We start from the raw sequence: 19,114 nt of genomic DNA on the forward strand, positions 1-19,114 counted from the left end.
CCTAGAGCCCGAACCAGCCGTCTGACCAGGGGTTTCGCGATACGTATACGGCAATGTCAGTGGCGTGGTGTGCAATGGATCTCGTGCCCGGACTGGAAGAACCACTGCGCCAACCGCTGAAGGCGGTGCTCGGACCACCCACCGCGAAGGTGATGGCCGAGCACCTCGGCCTGCACACCGTCGGCGACCTCCTGCACCACTACCCGCGCAGATACGAGGAGCGCGGCCAGCTCACCCACCTCGCCGACCTCCCCATGGACGAGCACGTCACGGTGGTCGCGATGGTCGCCGACGCCCGCCTGCACACCTTCGCCTCCACCAAGGCCCCCCGCGGCAAGGGCCAGCGCCTGGAGGTCACGATCACGGACGGCAGCGGCCGCCTCCAACTGGTCTTCTTCGGCAACGGCGTCCACAAGCCGCACAAGGAACTCCTGCCGGGCACACGCGCGATGTTCGCGGGCAAGGTCTCCGCCTTCAACCGCCGCCTCCAACTGGCGCACCCCGCCTACGAGTTGCTACGGGGCGACACGGACGAAACGGTCGAGACCTGGGCCGGCGCCCTGATCCCCATCTACCCGGCCACCGCCAAGCTGGAGTCCTGGAAGATCGGCAAGGCGCTCCAGACGGTCCTCCCCACCGCCCAGGAGGCCGTCGACCCCCTCCCGCCCGCCCTCCGCGAGGGCCGCGGCCTGGTCACCCTCCCCGAGGCCCTCCTCAAGATCCACCGCCCGCACACCAAGGCCGACATCGAGGACGCCCGCTCCCGCCTCAAATGGGACGAGGCCTTCGTCCTCCAAGTGGCCCTGGCCCGCCGCCGCCACGCCGACGCCCAACTCCCCGCGGTGGCCCGCAAACCCAAGCCCGAAGGCCTCCTCACAGCCTTCGACGACCGCCTCCCCTTCACCCTCACGGAAGGCCAGCAAAAGGTCTCGAAGGAAATCTTCGACGACCTGGCGACGGAACACCCGATGCACCGACTGCTCCAGGGAGAGGTCGGATCGGGCAAAGCGCAGCCCCTCGACTCGCTCGTGCTCACACCCGCGGGTTTCCGTCGGATGGGAGACCTGAGCGTGGGGGACGAGGTGGTCGTGCCCGAGGGCGAGATCGCGTTGATCGACGGCGTCTTCCCGCAGGGAGAGCGGGACGTCTGGCGGTTGGTCCTGTCCGACGGAAGTTCCGTGGAGTGCGACGACGAACACCTCTGGATCGTCGGCACGAGCTGTGCGTGGCATCGGGGCCAGGCTCCGAAGGTCATGACGACGCGCGAGATCCGCCTCGACACGTTCGAGGCCAATGGATCATCGAAGTGGTACATCCCAGCGGCAGCGCCTGTGGATCTCGGACTCGACTCCGGCCTGCCGCTGGATCCGTACCTGTTGGGTCTCCTGCTGGGGGACGGTTCGTTCCGCCACAACCTGCGTCTGTCCACCAGCGACGACGAGATCCGCGATGCCGTGGCAGCCGCGGTGGCACCTGGCGCTCACAATCCCATCGTTCAGACCCTGCGGGACCTGCATCTGTGGGGTGTGACATCGCACGGCACATTCGTGCCGGACGAGTTCAAGAACACTTCGGTCAAGAACCGCCTGGCCCTGTTGCAGGGCCTCATGGACGCAGACGGCACCATCCAAGCGGACGGCTTGAGCATCTCGCTCTGTTCCGCTTCGCGCAGGCTTGCCGACGATGTGGCCTGGATCGTGCGTTCCCTGGGCGGCCGTGCGCGCGTACTGCCGAAGCGAGCGGCTTTCGACGTCTCGGTGGCTCTGCCCGACGAGTATCTGCCGTTCCGGCTGACCCGTAAGGCGGATCGGGTGCGCCCCAGGCCGAAGTACGACACCTTCCGACGCGGAATTCGGGCCGTCGAGTACGTGGGCCGAAAGCCCGTCCAGTGCATCAGCGTCGCCCACCCGAGCCACGCGTACGTGACCGACAATTTCACGGTCACCCACAACACCATGGTGGCCCTACGAGCCATGCTGGCCACCGTCGACGCAGGCGGCCAGGCCGCCATGCTCGCGCCCACCGAGGTGCTCGCCCAGCAGCACCACCGCTCCGTCGTCGAGATGATGGGTGACCTGGCCGAGGGCGGGATGCTGGGCGGGACCGAGCACGCCACCAAGGTGGTGCTGCTGACCGGCTCCATGGGCGCTGCCGCTCGCCGGCAGGCCCTGCTCGACCTGGTCACCGGTGAGGCCGGGATCGTCATCGGCACGCATGCGTTGATCGAGGACAAGGTCCAGTTCCACGACCTCGGACTCGTCGTCGTCGACGAACAGCACCGCTTCGGCGTCGAGCAGCGCGACGCCCTGCGCGGCAAGGGCAAACAGCCCCCGCACCTCCTGGTCATGACGGCCACCCCGATCCCCCGTACGGTCGCCATGACCGTCTTCGGCGACCTGGAGACCTCGGTCCTCGACCAACTCCCCGCCGGCCGCTCGCCCATCGCCACCCATGTCGTCCCGGCCGCCGACAAGCCGCACTTCCTGGCCCGCGCCTGGGAGCGGGTCCGCGAGGAGGTCGAGAACGGCCATCAGGCGTACGTCGTCTGCCCCCGCATCGGTGACGAGGAGGACGACCCGAAGAAGTCCGCCAAGAAGAAGTCGCCGGAGGACGAGGCGGAGAAGCGCCCCCCGCTCGCCGTCCTCGAAATCGCCGACCAACTGGCGGGCGGCCCCCTCCAGGGCCTCCGCGTCGAGGTCCTGCACGGCCGTATGCACCCCGACGACAAGGACGCGGTCATGCGCCGCTTCGCCGCCGGCGACACCGACGTCCTGGTCGCCACGACGGTCATCGAGGTCGGCGTGAACGTCCCCAACGCCACCGCCATGGTGATCATGGACGCCGACCGCTTCGGCGTCTCCCAGCTCCACCAGCTGCGCGGCCGAGTGGGCCGTGGCTCGGCCGCCGGTCTCTGCCTCCTGGTCAGCGAGATGCCGGAGGCGAGCGCCGCCCGCCAGCGCCTCAACGCGGTCGCCTCCACCCTCGACGGCTTCGAACTCTCCCGCATCGACCTCGAACAACGCCGAGAAGGCGACGTCCTCGGCCAGGCCCAGTCCGGCGCCCGCACCAGCCTCCGCGTCCTGGCGGTCATCGAGGACGAGGACGTCATCGCGGAAGCGAGGGAGGAGGCGACGGCGGTGGTGGAGGCGGATCCGGAGCTGACGGCGCTTCCGGGCCTGCGCACAGCCCTGGACGCCCTCTTGGACGAGGAAAGGGAGCAGTACTTGGAAAAGGGCTGAGGCGAAGCGCCCCGTCAGGCGCGCGGGTCTGTATTGAATATGCGGCTACCGCCGCGCGAGCGCGAGCAACCACGACGAACCAGCTGCCAAACTGATTGCACAGCCACCCCCTACCAAGGACCGAAGATGACCCGCGTGATCGCCGGCACGGCCGGCGGACGTCGTCTCGCCGTGCCGCCAGGCAACGGCACCCGCCCCACCTCCGACCGCGCACGCGAAGGTCTCTTCTCCACCTGGCAGTCCCTCCTCGGTGGCCCCTTGGCGGGCGAACGAGTCCTCGACCTCTACGCGGGATCAGGCGCCGTAGGCCTGGAGGCCCTCTCCCGAGGCGCGAGCCACACCCTCCTGGTCGAAGCCGACGCCAGAGCAGCCCGCACCATCCGGGAGAACGTCAGGAACATCGGCCTCCCCGGCGCCGAGGTACGCGCGGGAAAGGCCGAGCAGATCATCCAGTCGGGCCCGCCGGCACAGCCGTACGACCTCGTCTTCCTGGACCCCCCATACCGTGTGACAGATCACGATCTTCGCGAGATTCTGCTCACACTCCGCACCGAACACTGGCTCGCACCGGAGGCCCTCGTCACCGTGGAGCGCAGCACAAGAGGCGGCGAATTCGCCTGGCCACCGGGATTCGACGCGGTCAAGGCCCGTCGCTACGGCGAGGGAACGTTTTGGTACGGTCGCGCCGCCACGGGCGATGACGCCTCTACGTGCGAAGACGCACGATGACCGGACCGGAGAGCGAGGGACCTCAAGTGCGCCGTGCCGTCTGTCCCGGGTCGTTCGACCCGATCACCAACGGACACCTCGACATCATTTCCCGCGCCTCCCGTCTGTACGACGAGGTCTATGTCGCGGTGATGATCAACCAGTCGAAGAAGGGCCTGTTCGAGATCGAGGAGCGGATCGACCTGATCCGCACTGTCACCGCCGAATACGGCAACGTGAAGGTCGAAGCCTTCCACGGCCTCCTCGTCGACTTCTGCAAGCAACGGGACATCCCCGCGATCGTCAAGGGCCTGCGCGCGGTCAGCGACTTCGACTACGAGCTGCAGATGGCCCAGATGAACAACGGCCTGTCCGGCGTGGAGACCCTCTTCGTGCCGACCAACCCGACCTACAGCTTCCTGTCCTCCTCGCTCGTCAAGGAGGTCGCGACCTGGGGCGGAGACGTCTCCCACCTGGTGCCGCCGCTGGTCCTGGAGGCCCTCAACGAGCGTCTGCGCAAGGACTGATGAGGCGCGGGGACCGATGGGGCTACAGTCGTCCCGTCCGTCTCCAACACATCGGTAGAGAGTGGCGAGCACACGGTGGACGTGCAGAAGAAGCTCGACGAGATCGTCGCGGCGGTCTCCAGCGCCCGGTCGATGCCCATGTCGGCGTCGTGCGTGGTCAACCGCGCGGAACTGCTCGCGATGCTCGAAGAGGTGCGCGCGGCCCTGCCCGACTCCCTGGCGCAGGCCCAGGAGCTGATCGGCGGCCGCGAGGAGATGGTCGAGCAGGCCCGCCAGGAGGCCGACCGGATCATCGGGCAGGCGCACCAGGAGCGCGGCTCGCTGATCTCCGACACCGAGGTCGCCCGCCGCTCCCAGGCCGAGGCCGACCGGATCCTCACCGAGGCCCGCCAGGAGGCCGAGGAGGTCCGCGCCGAGGCCGACGACTACGTCGACTCCAAGCTCGCCAACTTCGAGGTCGTCCTCACCAAGACCCTCGGCTCGGTCGGCCGCGGCCGCGAGAAGCTCCTCGGCACCGGCCCGGGCCTGGACGAGCAGGGTTACGAGGACGAGGACGCCCCCGAGCGCAGCCACGACCCGGAGACCCTGCGCAAGGACGCCGACGCCTACGTCGACGTCAAGCTCGGCGCCTTCGAGGCGGTGCTCGCCAAGACCCTGGAGGCGGTCGGCCGCGGCCGGCAGAAGCTGCACGGCCGTATCGCCACCGACGACCTGAGCGCCCTCGCCGACGATCAGACGTCCTTCCAGCACTCCAGCGACGCCGACTACCTGGCCGACCTCGCCGCTCTCTCGGAGCGCGAGAACGCGGCCGAGCAGCAGCAACAGCAGCAGCCCGTCCAGCAGCAGGACTACGCCCAGCCGGAGCCGGTCTACGGCTACCAGCAGCAGGCCGACCCCTACGCCGGCCAGTACCAGCAGCAGGGCTACGGCCAGCAGGACGCCTACGGCTACCAGCAGCAGGCCGATCCCTACGCCTACCAGGGCTACGACACCGGTCAGCAGCCTGTCTACGACCCGAACCAGGCGCAGCACCAGCCGCAGCAGTCGTACGCTCTCGACGAGACCAGCCTCTTCGACACCGGCATGATCACGCCGGAGCAGCTGAGGGCCTACGAGCAAGGTCGCGGCCAGTAAGGAACCACCGGATTGGGCCGTGAGCGAAAGGTCCAGTATCCTGGCTCTTCGGTCGCGCGTACGTCCGCGATCAACGCTGCCCGGGAAACACCACAGGGGCGGCGTCCCTCTGAGCTCAGAAGAACGAAAGCAGGATGGCTCCCAACGCTCGCCTCGACCACCGCAACCCCCTCGTGTTCGACACTCACGAGCTGGGCCGGCGTCCCGGTGCGCTCCAGCGGCTGTCCCGCACGATCGATGCTCCCAAGGATCTCGGTATCCAGGGGGTCGTCGGAGTGCCGGAAGGCGCTCCGGTGGAGCTCGCGCTCCGGCTCGAGTCGGTCATGGAAGGGGTGCTTGTCACAGGCACCGCCCGTGCACAGGCCGAGGGGGAGTGCGTAAGGTGTCTGGAGCCGCTTCAGCTGGACGTCGAAGCGGAATTCCAGGAGATGTTCTCGTACCCTGACGCCGACGACCGGGGCCGCGTGAAAGCGGAGCCGGCCGACGACGCCGAGGAAGACGAGGACAGGCTCTTCATCGAGGACGGCCTGTTCGACCTCGAGCCCGTGCTGCGTGATGCGGTGGTGCTCGCACTGCCGATGCAGCCGGTGTGCCAGGACGACTGCCCCGGCCTGTGCTCCGAGTGCGGAGCCCGGCTGGCGGACGCCCCGGACCACCACCACGACGCCGTCGACATCCGTTGGGCGGCACTGCAGGGACTCGCCGGTTCACTCGAAGATGGCGAGAAGGACGAGATGAGCGGCGCTGACGCGGAAGCGGGCGTCGACGAGAAGCAGGAGAAGTAGCCGTGGCTGTTCCGAAGCGGAAGATGTCGCGCAGCAACACGCGCCACCGCCGGTCGCAGTGGAAGGCTGCGGTCCCCACCCTGGTTGCGTGCGAGCGCTGCCACGAGCCCAAGCAGCAGCACATCGCGTGCCCGTCTTGCGGCACTTACAACAAGCGCCAGGTCCTCGAGGTCTGAGCGGCTGGTGAGAGGCACCGTGTCCACTGCCAAGAAGGCGGATGACGCCAAGGCGGACCCATCCGCGAAGAAGAAAGCGGACAACACGGCCTCGTCCCACACGCTTCTGGAAGGGCGGCTCGGGTACAAACTCGAGTCCGCCCTTCTGGTGCGTGCGCTGACCCACCGTTCGTACGCGTACGAGAACGGCGGTCTGCCGACCAACGAGCGGCTGGAGTTCCTCGGGGACTCCGTGCTCGGCCTGGTCGTCACGGACACGCTGTACACCACCCACCCCGACCTGCCCGAAGGCCAGCTGGCCAAGTTGCGGGCCGCGGTGGTCAACTCGCGTGCGCTGGCGGAGGTCAGCCGAGGGCTCGACCTGGGCTCCTTCATCCGGCTCGGCCGGGGTGAAGAGGGCACGGGCGGCCGGGACAAGGCGTCCATCCTCGCCGACACCCTTGAAGCGGTGATCGGCGCGGTCTATCTCGATCAGGGCCTCGACGCGGCCTCCGAACTGGTGCACCGCCTGTTCGACCCGCTCATCGAGAAGTCCTCGAACCTCGGAGCCGGCCTGGACTGGAAGACCAGTCTCCAGGAGCTCACCGCGACCGAGAGCCTCGGCGTTCCCGAGTACCTCGTCACGGAGACCGGCCCCGACCACGAGAAGACCTTCACTGCTGCCGCCCGCGTCGGAGGCGTCTCGTACGGCACCGGCACCGGCCGCAGCAAGAAGGAGGCGGAGCAGCAGGCCGCCGAGTCCGCCTGGCGGTCCATCCGGGCCGCGGCGGACGAGCGGGCCCAGAAGGCGGCGGCCGAGAAGTCCGCAGCCGAGCAGGTCGCCGACCACGGCGACGGCCCCACCTCCGTCTCTGCCTGACGGGTTCTCCGCCGCACGGCGGAGTCCTCCGTCCCTGAAGAACAGCGCACCCCAGCGCCCGCCCCGGTCCCGGAGCGGGCGCTCGGTTCATCCACAGTGTCTGGTACGGGGGTTGTGATGCCCGAGTTGCCCGAGGTCGAGGTCGTCCGGCGTGGCCTGGAGCGGTGGGTCGCCCACCGGGTCGTCGCCGACGCCGAGGTGCTGCACCCGCGCGCCGTGCGCCGGCACATCGCCGGGGCCGACGACTTCGCGCACCGGCTCAAGGGGCATCGCGTCGGCGTGCCCAGTCGGCGCGGCAAGTACCTGTGGCTGCCCCTGGAGGACACCCACCAGTCGGTCCTGGCGCACCTCGGCATGAGCGGCCAGCTGCTGGTCCAGCCGAACGCGGCACCCGACGAGAAGCACCTGCGCATCCGCGTCCGCTTCGCCGACACCCTCGCGACCGAGCTCCGCTTCGTCGACCAACGCACCTTCGGCGGACTGTCGTTGCACGACAACACCCCCGAGGGCCTGCCCGACGTCATCGCGCACATCGCCCGCGACCCCCTCGACCCGCTGTTCGACGACGAGGCCTTCCACGCGGCGCTGCGCCGCAAGCGCACGACCATCAAACGGGCCCTGCTGGACCAGTCGTTGATCAGCGGTGTCGGCAACATCTATGCGGACGAGGCCCTTTGGCGCGCCCGCGTCCACTACGAGCGCCCCACGGCCGGCTTCACCCGCCCGCGCACGGCCGAACTCCTGGGCCACGTAAGGGATGTGATGAACGCGGCACTGTCCGTCGGCGGCACCAGCTTCGACAGCCTCTACGTCAACGTGAACGGTGAGTCGGGCTACTTCGACCGGTCGCTGGACGCGTACGGCCGCGAGGGCCTGCCGTGCAGGAGGTGCGGTACACCGATGCGCCGACGCCCCTGGATGAACCGGTCCAGCTACTTCTGCCCGAAGTGTCAGAGGCCGCCGCGCGTCTCGTCGTAACGCAGTCGGGCGGTGAGGACGTCGTCCATGCGGCCCTCGAGCAGGTGGATGAGGCCGAGGAGCCGCTCGGCGACCTCGCGGCCGAGCGGGGTCAGTTCGTAGTCCACGCGGGGCGGGTTGGTCGGCTGGGCCTCGCGGTGCACCAGGCCGTCGCGCTCCAGCGCGTGCAGCGTCTGGGACAGCATCTTCTCGCTCACGCCGTCGACGCGGCGGCGCAGCTCGTTGAAGCGCAGCGACCCCTCGTGCAGGGCGCCGAGCGTCAGCGCGCCCCAGCGGCCCGTGACGTGCTCCAGGGTGCCGCGCGAGGGGCAGGCCTTGGCGAACACGTTGAAGGGGAGGTCCTGCACCTCCGAGCGCTCCTGTGTGATGTCCATGGGCCCAGCGTACGCGAAGGCAGCGCTAACCGACAGGTTGCACTAACCAGGAGTTAGCGCAACCTGTCGGTCGGGAGTGTCAGTAGCCGAAGTCCTGCGTCCACCACGGGCCGCCCGACCCGAAGTGCACGCCGACCCCGAGGGTCTTGAAGTCGCAGTTCAGGATGTTCGCGCGGTGGCCCTCGCTGTTCATCCAGGCCTCCATCACCGCGGCCGCGTCGGCCTGCCCCCGGGCGATGTTCTCGCCGCCCAGGTTGGTGATGCCGAGCGTCGCGGCCCGGTCCCACGGGGTGGCCCCGCTGGGGTCGGTGTGGTCGAAGAAGCCCTGCGCGGCCATCGCGTCGCTGAACTTCTCCGCGAGGTCGGACAGCGCGCTGTTGGCGGCGACCGGGCTGCACCCGGCCTTGGCCCGCTCCTCGTTGACCAGCTTGAGGACCTCCGCCTCGGCGGCGGCCTCCGCGGAGACGGTCACCGGGGCGGTGGTCGCCTTCGGCGGGGCGGTCTCCTTCTGCGAGGGCGTCGTCGCCGGCGTCTTGCTGGGCGTCGCCTTCGGCTTCTTCGTCGGAGCCTCGGTGGTCGGCGCGGCCGACGCGGACACGCTCGGCGAGGGCGAGGCCGTACGGTCGGCGTCGCGGCTCGTGGAGGAGCCCTGGTCGCGGCCGTCGACGCTGCCCGAGGTGCCGCCCTGCTCGGCGGCCGAGTTGGTCGGCGTGCTCGCGGCCTGCACCTTGTCGTTGCCACCGCCGCCGAGCTTGTAGTTCTCCAGGCCCGGAACCGCACCCGTGGCCACCGCGACCGTGCCGATGGCGACGGCCGCCGAGACCCCGAGCAGCCCGGTCTTCACCGGCGTGACGACCTTCTTCTTGCGTCGGCGCGAACCACCGCGCCGGCCCTTGTCCGGCCCGAGCCCGTGCTCCGGGAAGACGGTCGTGTAGTCGTCCTCGGTGGCGAACAGGTAGGCGGCACTGCGCGCCGAGGCCCGCTCGTGCTCGGCGGCGGACCGCTCGTGCTCGACGGGCGGCTGCACATTCTCGCCGGTGTTCAGATAGGGGGCGGTGCCCAGGGTGTTCCGCTCGTCGCCCGCGAACGCCTCGGGCGGGTCGTAGCTGTAGTCGTAGCTGGGCGAGTGGTACCGGGGGTCGTAGCCGCTCGTGTACGAGCCGTCCGTTCCTGTTACCCCCGTGGCGCGGCCCGTGGCGGCGCGGCCGGCGGCGGAGCGTCGGTGGCGTCCCATGTCCTTGCCTTTCTCGTCCTTGCGATCAGCGCATCTCATATCGATCTTGCGGGTGATGCACCTCACTCGATCGAGTGAGTTTCATATGAGATTCATTGGGTGGGGACGGTACCGCATGGCGCCAGAGGAAGGAGTGTCACGAGAGACATTGGCCGGTTAGGTTGCACCCATGAGCGAGGATGTGCGACTGGTCGCCTGGGTGCGGGGACGCGTCCAAGGTGTGGGTTTCCGCTGGTTCACGCGTGCCAAGGCGTTGGAGCTGGGGAGCCTTAGTGGTTTTGCTCTCAATTTGGGGGACGGACGGGTCCAGGTGGTTGCGGAGGGCCCGCGGGAGCGGTGTGAAGGTCTTCTGGACTGGCTTGAGGGTGACGACACGCCCGGGCGCGTGGACGGTGTCACCGAGATCTGGGACACACCTCGTGGGGGTTACGACGGCTTCGCCATCCGCTGAGCGGTTTCTGTAAAGCGACCCAGGCGGAAGCGGAGGGACCTGCCACCGGCAGTTGCCCGGAGCAGAAAGGGCCTGGTGGTTGCCAAGAACCCCTGGCTCTGGCAGGCTCCGCACGTAAGAATGATCGTCACGCCCTCAGGGCCCCGCAGGAGCCGTAGCGCCGCCGGTTTCAGGCCGCGCACCCCCGGGTTGCCCGCCAATACAGGGCGTGATCGTGTTGACCGTCAAACTTTTTGGTGAGACGCTGAAAGCCCCGCGCACCTTAGCTGTTTGGCATGGATGAACGGCAGCACAAACTCAACAGTGCCAAGCATCGCGGGTGCGATTCCCTCACGACCCACACCGCTTCGGTCGGTCACTCAGTGTGGAGGACCATCCATCATGGCAAAGGCGCTTCTCGGTTACGTCGGCGGCTCTGACCCGCGACTCATCGCCGAGATGCGACGGCTCCAGCAGCGCGTACAGGATCTGGAATCCGAGCTTGTACGGATCCAGGCCGAGAACGACGCGCTCGCGGCTGCCGCTTCTCATGACTCGCTTCTGGAGAGCATCGACGCACACCAGGCGGAGCCTGCGCTCACCTGATCACTGCATCGAACAACGACAGCAGTGGTTGGGCTGCCCGTGTCAACCGCTAAGTTGTCAGAGTTCCAGAGTTTGCAAGGGACGCTCCGGCGTCCCTTCTTTCTTTCCCCCGCGTACTCTCCCACTCTCTTTAACGTCTGGTGTGCCCTGCACGTTCATGGGTGAAACCGCGGGTTCATGGAGTGAGACACCCCCGGAAGGTAGAGTCCAGCGGCGTGCACCTCAAGGCCCTGACCCTCCGCGGGTTCAAGTCGTTCGCCTCGGCGACCACGCTCCGGTTCGAGCCGGGCATCACGTGTGTCGTGGGACCGAACGGCTCGGGCAAGTCCAATGTCGTGGACGCGCTGTCCTGGGTCATGGGCGAGCAGGGTGCCAAGTCGCTGCGCGGCGGCAAGATGGAGGACGTCATCTTCGCCGGCACCACCGGGCGTCCCCCGCTGGGCCGCGCCGAGGTGTCCCTGACCATCGACAACTCCGACGGGGCGCTCCCCATCGAGTACGCCGAGGTCACCATCACGCGGATCATGTTCCGCAACGGCGGCAGCGAGTACCAGATCAACGGCGACACCTGCCGTCTCCTGGACATCCAGGAACTCCTCTCCGACTCCGGCATCGGCCGCGAGATGCACGTCATCGTCGGCCAGGGCCAACTGGACTCCGTCCTGCACGCCGACCCGATGGGCCGCCGCGCCTTCATCGAAGAGGCGGCCGGCGTCCTCAAGCACCGCAAGCGCAAGGAGAAGGCCCTCCGCAAGCTCGACGCGATGCAGGCCAACCTCGCGCGCGTGCAGGACCTCACCGACGAACTCCGGCGCCAGCTCAAGCCCCTGGGCCGTCAGGCCGCCGTCGCCCGCAGGGCCGCCGTCATCCAGGCCGACCTCCGCGACGCCCGCCTCCGCCTCCTCGCGGACGATCTCGTACGACTGCGTCAGGCACTGCAGACCGAGGTCGCGGACGAGGCAGCCCTCAAGGAGCGCAAGGAGACCGCCGAGCAGGAGCTGAAGAAGGCCCTCCAGCGCGAGGCACTCCTGGAGGACGAGGTACGGCAGCTCACCCCGCGCCTCCAGCGAGCCCAGCAGACCTGGTACGAGCTCTCCCAGCTCGCCGAACGCGTCCGCGGCACGATTTCACTCGCCGACGCCCGCGTGAAGAGCGCGACCTCGGTCCCGCCCGAGGAACGCCGGGGCCGCGACCCCGAGGACATGGAGCGCGAGGCCGCCCGCATCCGGGAGCAGGAGGCCGAGCTCGAAGCGGCCCTCGAAGCGGCCGAGCACGCCCTGGAGGACACGGTCGCCCACCGCGCCGAGCTGGAGCGCGAACTCACCCAGGAGGAACGCCGCCTGAAGGACGTGGCCCGCGCGATCGCCGACCGGCGAGAGGGCCTCGCCCGCCTGAACGGCCAGGTCAACGCGGCCCGTTCCCGCGCCACCTCGGCCCAGGCCGAGATCGACCGCCTGGCATCGGCGAGAGACGAGGCGCAGGAACGTGCCGTCGCGGCCCAGGAGGAGTACGAGGCCCTGAAGGCCGAGGTGGACGCCCTCGACGCAGGCGACGAAACCCTGTCCGACCAGCACGAGACGGCCAAGCAGCAACTGAAGGAGGCGGAAGCGGCCCTGTCGGCGGCCCGCGAGTCGGCCACGGCAGCGGAACGCAAGCGCGCGGCGACCCAGGCCAGGCACGAGGCACTGGCGCTGGGGTTGCGTCGAAAGGACGGCACGGGCGCACTGCTCGGCGCGAAGGACCGGCTCACGGGGCTGCTGGGCCCGGCGGCGGAACTGCTCACGATCACGCCGGGTTACGAGGTGGCGCTGGCGGCGGCGTTCGGAGCGGCGGCGGACGCACTGGCGGTCACTTCTCCGGCGGCGGCGGCCGACGCCATCCGACTGCTTCGGAAGCAGGACGGCGGACGTGCGTCGCTGCTGTTGGCGGGCGCACCTGAAGACGCCGGCACGGCAGCCAACCTTAGGGGCGCGGGGCTGCATCAATATGCGGCTCCGCCGCGAGGCGCGACCAGCCACGACGGGCCCGCAGCCGCCGAACAACCTCACGCGGCAGATTTCGTCCGCGCCCCCTCCGACCTGCAGCCAGCCATCCGCCGCCTCCTCCACGACATCGTCGTCGTAGCCACCCTCGAAGACGCCGAGGAACTCGTCTACGCAAACCCCCACCTCACCGCCGTAACCGCCGAAGGCGACCTCCTCGCCGCCCACTTCGCCCACGGCGGCTCCGCAGGCGCCCCCAGCCTCCTCGAAGTCCAGGCCTCCGTGGACGAAGCCGCCGCGGAACTCGAAGAACTCGCCGTCAAATGCGAGGAACTCACCGAGGCACAGCACGCGGCGGGCGAGCACCGCAAGGAATGCACCACCCGAGTCGAGGAACTGGCCGACCGCCGCCGAGCGGCAGACCGCGAGAAGTCCGCCGTGGCACAGCAACTCGGCAGGCTGGCCGGCCAGGCGAGAGGCGCCGCAGGTGAGGCCGAACGGTCCGTCGCGGCAGCGTCCCGCGCACAGGAGTCCCTCGACAAGGCCCTCCAAGAAGTGGAGGAACTCGCCGAACGCCTCGCCGTCGCCGAGGAGATGCCGGTGGAGGAGGAACCGGACACCTCGATCCGGGACCGCCTCGCCGCCGACGGCGCCAACGCCCGCCAGACCGAGATGGAGGCCCGCCTCCAGGTCCGTACACACGAGGAACGGGTGAAGGGACTGGCAGGACGGGCCGACTCCCTCGACCGCGCCGCCCGAGCGGAACGCGACGCACGCGCGCGTGCCGAGCAGCGCCGGGCCCGGCTGCGCCACGAGGCCGCCGTCGCCGAGGCCGTGGCCTCCGGCGCCCGGCAACTGCTCGCCCACGTCGAGGTCTCCGTCGCCCGCGCGGACCAGGAGCGGACCGCCGCCGACGCCGCCAAGGCGCTGCGCGAGCAGGAGCTGACCGCCGCCCGCAACACCGGCCGTGACCTCAAGTCCGAGCTCGACAAGCTCACCGACTCCGTGCACCGCGGCGAGGTCCTCGGCGCCGAGAAGCGCATGCGGATCGAGCAGTTGGAGACCAAGGCGCTGGAGGAGCTGGGCGTGGAGCCCGCCGGGCTCGTCGAGGAGTACGGCCCGCATCAGCTCGTACCACCCTCGCCGCCCGCCGAGGGCGAGGAACTGCCCGAGGATCCGGAGCACCCGCGCAACCAGCCGAAGCCCTTCCACCGGGCCGAGCAGGAGCGGCGGCTCAAGGCGACCGAGCGGGCCTACCAGCAGCTCGGCAAGGTCAACCCGCTGGCGCTCGAGGAGTTCGCCGCCCTGGAGGAACGCCACAAGTTCCTCAGTGAGCAGCTCGAGGACCTGAAGAAGACCCGCGCCGACCTGCTCCAGGTCGTCAAGGAGGTCGACGAGCGCGTCGAGCAGGTCTTCACCGAGGCCTACCGGGACACCGCCCGTGAGTTCGAGGGCGTCTTCAGCCGACTCTTCCCGGGCGGCGAGGGGCGGCTCATCCTGACCGACCCCGACAACATGCTCACCACGGGCGTCGACGTCGAGGCCCGTCCGCCGGGCAAGAAGGTCAAGCGGCTCAGCCTGCTCTCCGGTGGCGAGCGTTCGCTCACCGCCGTAGCGTTGCTGGTGTCGATCTTCAAGGCTCGACCGAGCCCGTTCTACGTCATGGACGAGGTCGAGGCGGCGCTCGACGACACCAACCTGCAGCGGCTGATCCGGATCATGCAGGAGCTGCAGGAGGCCTCGCAGCTGATCGTGATCACGCACCAGAAGCGGACCATGGAGGTCGCCGACGCGCTGTACGGCGTCTCCATGCAGGGCGACGGCGTCTCGAAGGTCATCAGCCAGCGGCTCCGCTGAGGCCATCTCTTCAAACATCCATTCAAGAGTTGAACACAACCTCGTCACTCCTGCGCTGAAAAGTCACAGTCAGATCCTCTTGACTTCGAAACTTGAAGGCATAGTCTCGGCAACGTTGCTTTTACCTTCAGATACCACCTATCTCGAAGGGTCCCCCACCCGGCAGCGTTGCCGGTGGCCCGAGGAGTTGAACGTGACCAGCACAGCGCAGGCACAGCAGTCAGGAGCCGGTTCGGCTCATCCCGATCATCTCGGGCACGTCATCTTCATCGCGGCGGCGGCCGCGATGGGCGGTTTCCTCTTCGGCTACGACAGTTCCGTGATCAACGGCGCCGTCGAGGCCATCCGGGGCCGCTACGACATCGGCTCGGCCGCGCTGGCCCAGGTCATCGCCATCGCCCTGATCGGCTGTGCCATCGGCGCCGCGACCGCCGGCCGGATAGCCGACCGCATCGGCCGTATCCGCTGTATGCAGATCTCCGCCGTGCTGTTCACGATCAGCGCCGTCGGTTCGGCGCTGCCCTTCGCCCTCTGGGACCTCGCCTTCTGGCGGGTCGTCGGCGGCTTCGCCATCGGCATGGCCTCCGTCATCGGCCCCGCCTACATCGCCGAGGTCGCCCCACCGGCCTACCGCGGCCGGCTCGGCTCCTTCCAGCAGGCCGCGATCGTCATCGGCATCGCCATCTCGCAGCTGGTCAACTGGGGTCTGCTGAACGCCGCCGGCGGTGACCAGCGCGGCGAGCTGATGGGCCTGGAGGCCTGGCAGGTCATGCTCGGCGTCATGGTGATCCCGGCCATCCTGTACGGCCTGCTCTCTTTCGCCATCCCCGAGTCCCCGCGCTTCCTCATCTCCGTCGGCAAGCGTGAGCGCGCCCGCGAGATCCTCGCCGAGGTCGAGGGCGAGCACGGCGACCTGGACGCCCGTGTGAACGAGATCGAGCACGCCATGAAGAGCGAGCACAAGTCCACGTTCAAGGACCTGCTCGGCGGCGGCTTCTTCTTCAGGCCGATCGTCTGGGTCGGCATCGGCCTCTCGGTCTTCCAGCAGTTCGTCGGCATCAACGTCGCGTTCTACTACTCCTCGACGCTGTGGCAGTCGGTCGGCGTCGACCCGACGGACTCGTTCTTCTACTCCTTCACGACGTCGATCATCAACATCGTCGGCACCGTGATCGCCATGATCTTCGTGGACCGCATCGGCCGTAAGCCGCTGGCCCTCATCGGCTCGGTCGGCATGGTGATCGGCCTCGGCCTGGAGGCCTGGGCCTTCTCCTTCGACCTGGTCGACGGCAAGCTGCCGGCCGCGCAGGGCTGGACCGCGCTGATCGCCGCGCATATCTTCGTGCTCTTCTTCGCCCTGTCCTGGGGTGTGGTCGTCTGGGTCATGCTCGGCGAGATGTTCCCGAACCGGATCCGCGCCGCCGCCCTGGGCGTGGCCGCCTCCGCGCAGTGGATCGCCAACTGGGCCATCACCGCGAGCTTCCCGTCCCTTGCCGACTGGAACCTCTCCGCGACCTACGTGATCTACACGGTCTTCGCCGCGCTCTCCATTCCCTTCGTGCTGAAGTTCGTGAAGGAGACCAAGGGCAAGTCCCTGGAGGAGATGGGCTGACCGCCCGCACGAACTCGGGGAGAAGGGCCAAACCCCCGCTGCCCTTCTCCCCGTACCCGCACGACGTACTGCCCCGGCTCACCCCCCGAGCCGGGGCAGTACGTCCTCGCAGAACAGCCGCAGGCTCCGCCACCCCTCCTCGACCGGCATCCCACCGGCCAGCGGATGCAGTACGAGGTTGTCGAGCCCCTGCTCTGCGCACTCCTCCGGCGTGAGGATCCGGTAGACGCCCTCCGCGCGCAGCTCGTCCACGGTCGTGGCCGCCGACTTCACCGCCGACGTGATGTCCCCGGACTGCCAGGAGGCGTACGTCCGGGCCTCGTGCAGGAAGTGCTCGCCGTGCTCGGCCCAGGCCCGGTCCGGGTCCTCGGCGATGTGCAGCAGCGGGGTCTCGGCGGTCGGCATCATGGTCCAGCCCTCGGTGCCGTACTCGACCAGCCGTTCCTTGTAGTAGGCCTCCAGCTCGGGGAGGTGCGCGCTGGGGAAGAAGGGGAGGCCGAGGCGGGCGGCCCGGCGGGCGGCGGCCTTCGAGGAGCCGCCGACCAGGAGCAGGGGGTGCGGCTCGGTGAAGGGACGCGGAGTGACCCGTACCGTACGGCCCCGGTACTCGAACTCCTCGCCGGACCAGGCCTTCAGCAGCGTCTCCAGCAACTCGTCCTGGAGCCTGCCGCGCCGCTTCCACTCCACCCCGAACTGGGCGTACTCCTCGGGCCGGTAGCCGATTCCGGCGACCGTCACCAGCCGCCCGCCGCTCAGCAGGTCGAGCACCGCGATCTCCTCGGCCAGCCGGAGCGGGTCGTGCAGCGGCCCGATGATCGCGCCGACCGTGACCGCGATCCGCCCGCCCGTCGCGCGACCACCACCCCTCAACGAGCCGCTACGCGGCGCTGAATTTCCTTGCGTCGCCCCGAAGACCGCGGCCGCGAAGGCGAAGGGCGAGGGCAGCCAGTTGTTGTCGACGCCGTGGTGTTCCTCGGTCTGCACGGTGGTGACGCCGTGCTCGTCGGCGTACGCGGCCATCTCCAGGGCGGCCCGGTAGCGGGCGCTGAGCGAGGCGGGGGTGGCGCCGGGTTCGACGAGGTTGAAACGTACGACCGTGACGGGCATGGGGAGTCCCCCTTCACGTGGTGGATGCGAAGGGGGACGGTAGCTGACGGACCGTCAGACCGCCATGCTCTCGGGCTCTTCGGCCGGTGCGGACTTGGTGACCGCCGGCTTCGGCAGCAGCGCGTACAACCCGCCCGAGACCACGATCGTCGCCACCCAGCCGAGGCCATACTCGCCGATCGGGTTGCCGGACGCGAGCGGGCCGGTGAACCAGTCGGAGGTGGTGAAGAGGAGGCCGGTCACGAGTCCGAGCGCCCAGGCCGTGACCGCGGCCGGGCTGAAGCCGCCGCGGTACCAGTAGGCGCTGGTGGCCGTGGTGTCGAGCAGGGCCTCGGCGTCGTAGCCGGGCCGCCGCAGCATGTCCGCGCCGAAGACGCCGAGCCAGGCCGAGAACGCCACCGCGAGCAGCGAGAGGAAGGTGACGAACGGGCCCATGAAACCGGTCGCGGCGAGCATCAGGACGCTGCCGAAGACGAGGGAGATCGCGGCGTTGACCGAGACCGCCCAGTGGCGCGGGACCCGGAAACCGAGCGTCTGGGCGGTGAAGCCCGCCGAGTACATGGACATCGAGTTGATCAGCAGGGTGCCGACGAGGGCGATCAGCAGATAGGGCACCGCGAGCCACAGCGGGAGGATCTCGCCGAGGAAGGACACCGGATCCGAGGCGGAGGCCAGATCGGGGGTCGCCGAGGCCATCACCAGGCCCATCAGGACCATCGGCAGTACGACGATCCCGGCGCCGCCCACGGTGTTGCGCACGATCGCCGCCGAGGACGCCGAACCCGGCAGATAGCGCGTGAAGTCGGGAGCGGAGGGCACCCAGCTGATACCGCCCGCCGCGATCAGGCCCACGCCCGTGATCATCGCCGACGTCGGTCCGGCGCTCCGCCCGAAGACCTTGTCCCAGTCCGTCTCGGCGATCAGATAGCCGAGCACCAGCAGCGAGAAGGCGCCGAAGAGGTACGTCGCCCAGGTGTTGCACCTCTGCACGGCCTTGATGCCCAGGCCCGAGATCGCGAACGTCGTGATCACGAAGAGGAGGAGGGTGACCACGATCAGGGCCGTGTTGCTCTCGATGCCGAAGAGGATGTCGAGGACGGTCAGCAGCGCGTAGGCGCCGGTCACCGCGTTGATCGTCTCCCAGCCCCAGCGGGCGACCCAGATCAGTGCGCCGGGGAGCAGATTGCCCCGCTGGCCGAAGACCGCACGGGACAGGGCCATGCCGGGGGCGCCGCCGCGCTTGCCGGCGATGCCGACGAGACCGACCAGGCCGTACGAGACGATCGGCGCCGCGATGCCGACCACCAGGGCCTGCCAGAGGTTGAGTCCGTACGACACGGACAGGGTCGCTCCCATGGTCAGGAGCAGGACGCTGATGTTGGCGGCGACCCAGGTGGGGAACAGTTCGCGGGTCCTGGCGGTGCGCTCGGAGTGGGGGACCGGCTCCAGGCCGTGGGTTTCGGGACCGCTCATGACGAGCCATCCTACTTTAGGCCGACTAATCCC

16 protein-coding genes are annotated in these 19,114 nt (G+C 69.1%); 12 read left to right on the top strand and 4 right to left on the bottom strand.

Annotated elements, in window-relative coordinates:
- Positions 1–74 precede the first annotated feature (74 nt).
- From ACQEWB_RS34840 to mutM, 8 genes are all read left to right on the top strand, one after another.
- Entirely contained in the window at positions 75–3,239 is a 3,165-nt protein-coding gene (locus ACQEWB_RS34840) for a helicase-related protein (protein ID WP_432838144.1), read from the top strand.
- A 126-nt stretch (positions 3,240–3,365) separates the two neighbouring features.
- The gene (rsmD, locus tag ACQEWB_RS34845) at positions 3,366–3,968 is read left to right on the top strand and encodes a 16S rRNA (guanine(966)-N(2))-methyltransferase RsmD (RefSeq protein ID WP_432838146.1); all 603 of its coding nucleotides are present in this window, start codon (positions 3,366–3,368) and stop codon (positions 3,966–3,968) included.
- Positions 3,969–3,994: 26 nt separating this feature from the next.
- A complete protein-coding gene (gene coaD, locus ACQEWB_RS34850) occupies positions 3,995–4,474 on the top strand; it encodes a pantetheine-phosphate adenylyltransferase (protein WP_432844179.1) in 480 nt (159 codons plus the stop codon).
- 75 nt (positions 4,475–4,549) lie between these two features.
- The gene (locus tag ACQEWB_RS34855) at positions 4,550–5,608 is read left to right on the top strand and encodes an ATP synthase F0 subunit B (protein ID WP_432838148.1); all 1,059 of its coding nucleotides are present in this window, start codon (positions 4,550–4,552) and stop codon (positions 5,606–5,608) included.
- Positions 5,609–5,742: 134 nt separating this feature from the next.
- Complete coding sequence (locus ACQEWB_RS34860; protein WP_432838150.1) at positions 5,743–6,393, top strand: YceD family protein; 651 nt, start codon at positions 5,743–5,745, stop codon at positions 6,391–6,393.
- 2 nt (positions 6,394–6,395) lie between these two features.
- Entirely contained in the window at positions 6,396–6,569 is a 174-nt protein-coding gene (gene rpmF / locus ACQEWB_RS34865) for a 50S ribosomal protein L32 (RefSeq protein WP_003951102.1), read from the top strand.
- A gap of 7 nt (positions 6,570–6,576) precedes the next feature.
- On the top strand, positions 6,577–7,428 hold the full coding sequence (rnc, locus tag ACQEWB_RS34870; protein WP_432838152.1) for a ribonuclease III: 852 nt from the start codon (positions 6,577–6,579) through the stop codon (positions 7,426–7,428).
- Between the two features lie 117 nt (positions 7,429–7,545).
- Positions 7,546–8,406, top strand: coding sequence for a bifunctional DNA-formamidopyrimidine glycosylase/DNA-(apurinic or apyrimidinic site) lyase (mutM, locus tag ACQEWB_RS34875; RefSeq protein ID WP_432838154.1), 861 nt, complete (start codon positions 7,546–7,548; stop codon positions 8,404–8,406).
- On the opposite strand, the gene ACQEWB_RS34880 is transcribed toward mutM, so the two are convergent.
- Entirely contained in the window at positions 8,379–8,780 is a 402-nt protein-coding gene (locus tag ACQEWB_RS34880) for a winged helix-turn-helix transcriptional regulator (RefSeq protein WP_432838156.1), read from the bottom strand. The genes mutM and ACQEWB_RS34880 overlap by 28 nt on opposite strands.
- A gap of 79 nt (positions 8,781–8,859) precedes the next feature.
- Positions 8,860–10,014: a CAP domain-containing protein gene (locus ACQEWB_RS34885; RefSeq protein WP_432838158.1), complete on the bottom strand. Its 1,155-nt coding sequence runs from the start codon at positions 10,012–10,014 to the stop codon at positions 8,860–8,862.
- Positions 10,015–10,183: 169 nt separating this feature from the next.
- On the opposite strand from ACQEWB_RS34885, the gene ACQEWB_RS34890 reads away from it, so the two are divergent.
- The 4 genes from ACQEWB_RS34890 to ACQEWB_RS34905 all read left to right on the top strand — a co-directional run bounded on the left by ACQEWB_RS34890 (position 10,184) and on the right by ACQEWB_RS34905 (position 16,501).
- Entirely contained in the window at positions 10,184–10,465 is a 282-nt protein-coding gene (locus ACQEWB_RS34890) for an acylphosphatase (protein ID WP_432838160.1), read from the top strand.
- Between the two features lie 381 nt (positions 10,466–10,846).
- Positions 10,847–11,050, top strand: a complete 204-nt coding sequence (locus tag ACQEWB_RS34895) for a hypothetical protein (protein ID WP_037649730.1) — start codon at positions 10,847–10,849, stop codon at positions 11,048–11,050.
- A gap of 215 nt (positions 11,051–11,265) precedes the next feature.
- On the top strand, positions 11,266–14,889 hold the full coding sequence (gene smc / locus ACQEWB_RS34900) for a chromosome segregation protein SMC (protein ID WP_432838163.1): 3,624 nt from the start codon (positions 11,266–11,268) through the stop codon (positions 14,887–14,889).
- A 193-nt stretch (positions 14,890–15,082) separates the two neighbouring features.
- Entirely contained in the window at positions 15,083–16,501 is a 1,419-nt protein-coding gene (locus tag ACQEWB_RS34905) for a sugar porter family MFS transporter (RefSeq protein WP_432838165.1), read from the top strand.
- 78 nt (positions 16,502–16,579) lie between these two features.
- Here the strand turns inward: ACQEWB_RS34905 and ACQEWB_RS34910 are convergent, their stop codons facing one another.
- Both ACQEWB_RS34910 and ACQEWB_RS34915 read right to left on the bottom strand, forming a co-directional pair.
- The gene (locus tag ACQEWB_RS34910) at positions 16,580–17,608 is read right to left on the bottom strand and encodes an LLM class flavin-dependent oxidoreductase (RefSeq protein WP_432838167.1); all 1,029 of its coding nucleotides are present in this window, start codon (positions 17,606–17,608) and stop codon (positions 16,580–16,582) included.
- Positions 17,609–17,662: 54 nt separating this feature from the next.
- A complete protein-coding gene (locus ACQEWB_RS34915; protein ID WP_432838169.1) occupies positions 17,663–19,081 on the bottom strand; it encodes a cytosine permease in 1,419 nt (472 codons plus the stop codon).
- Positions 19,082–19,114: the final 33 nt, after the last annotated feature.

Source organism: Streptomyces sp. CA-249302 (assembly GCF_050936785.1).
GTDB lineage: Bacteria > Actinomycetota > Actinomycetes > Streptomycetales > Streptomycetaceae > Streptomyces.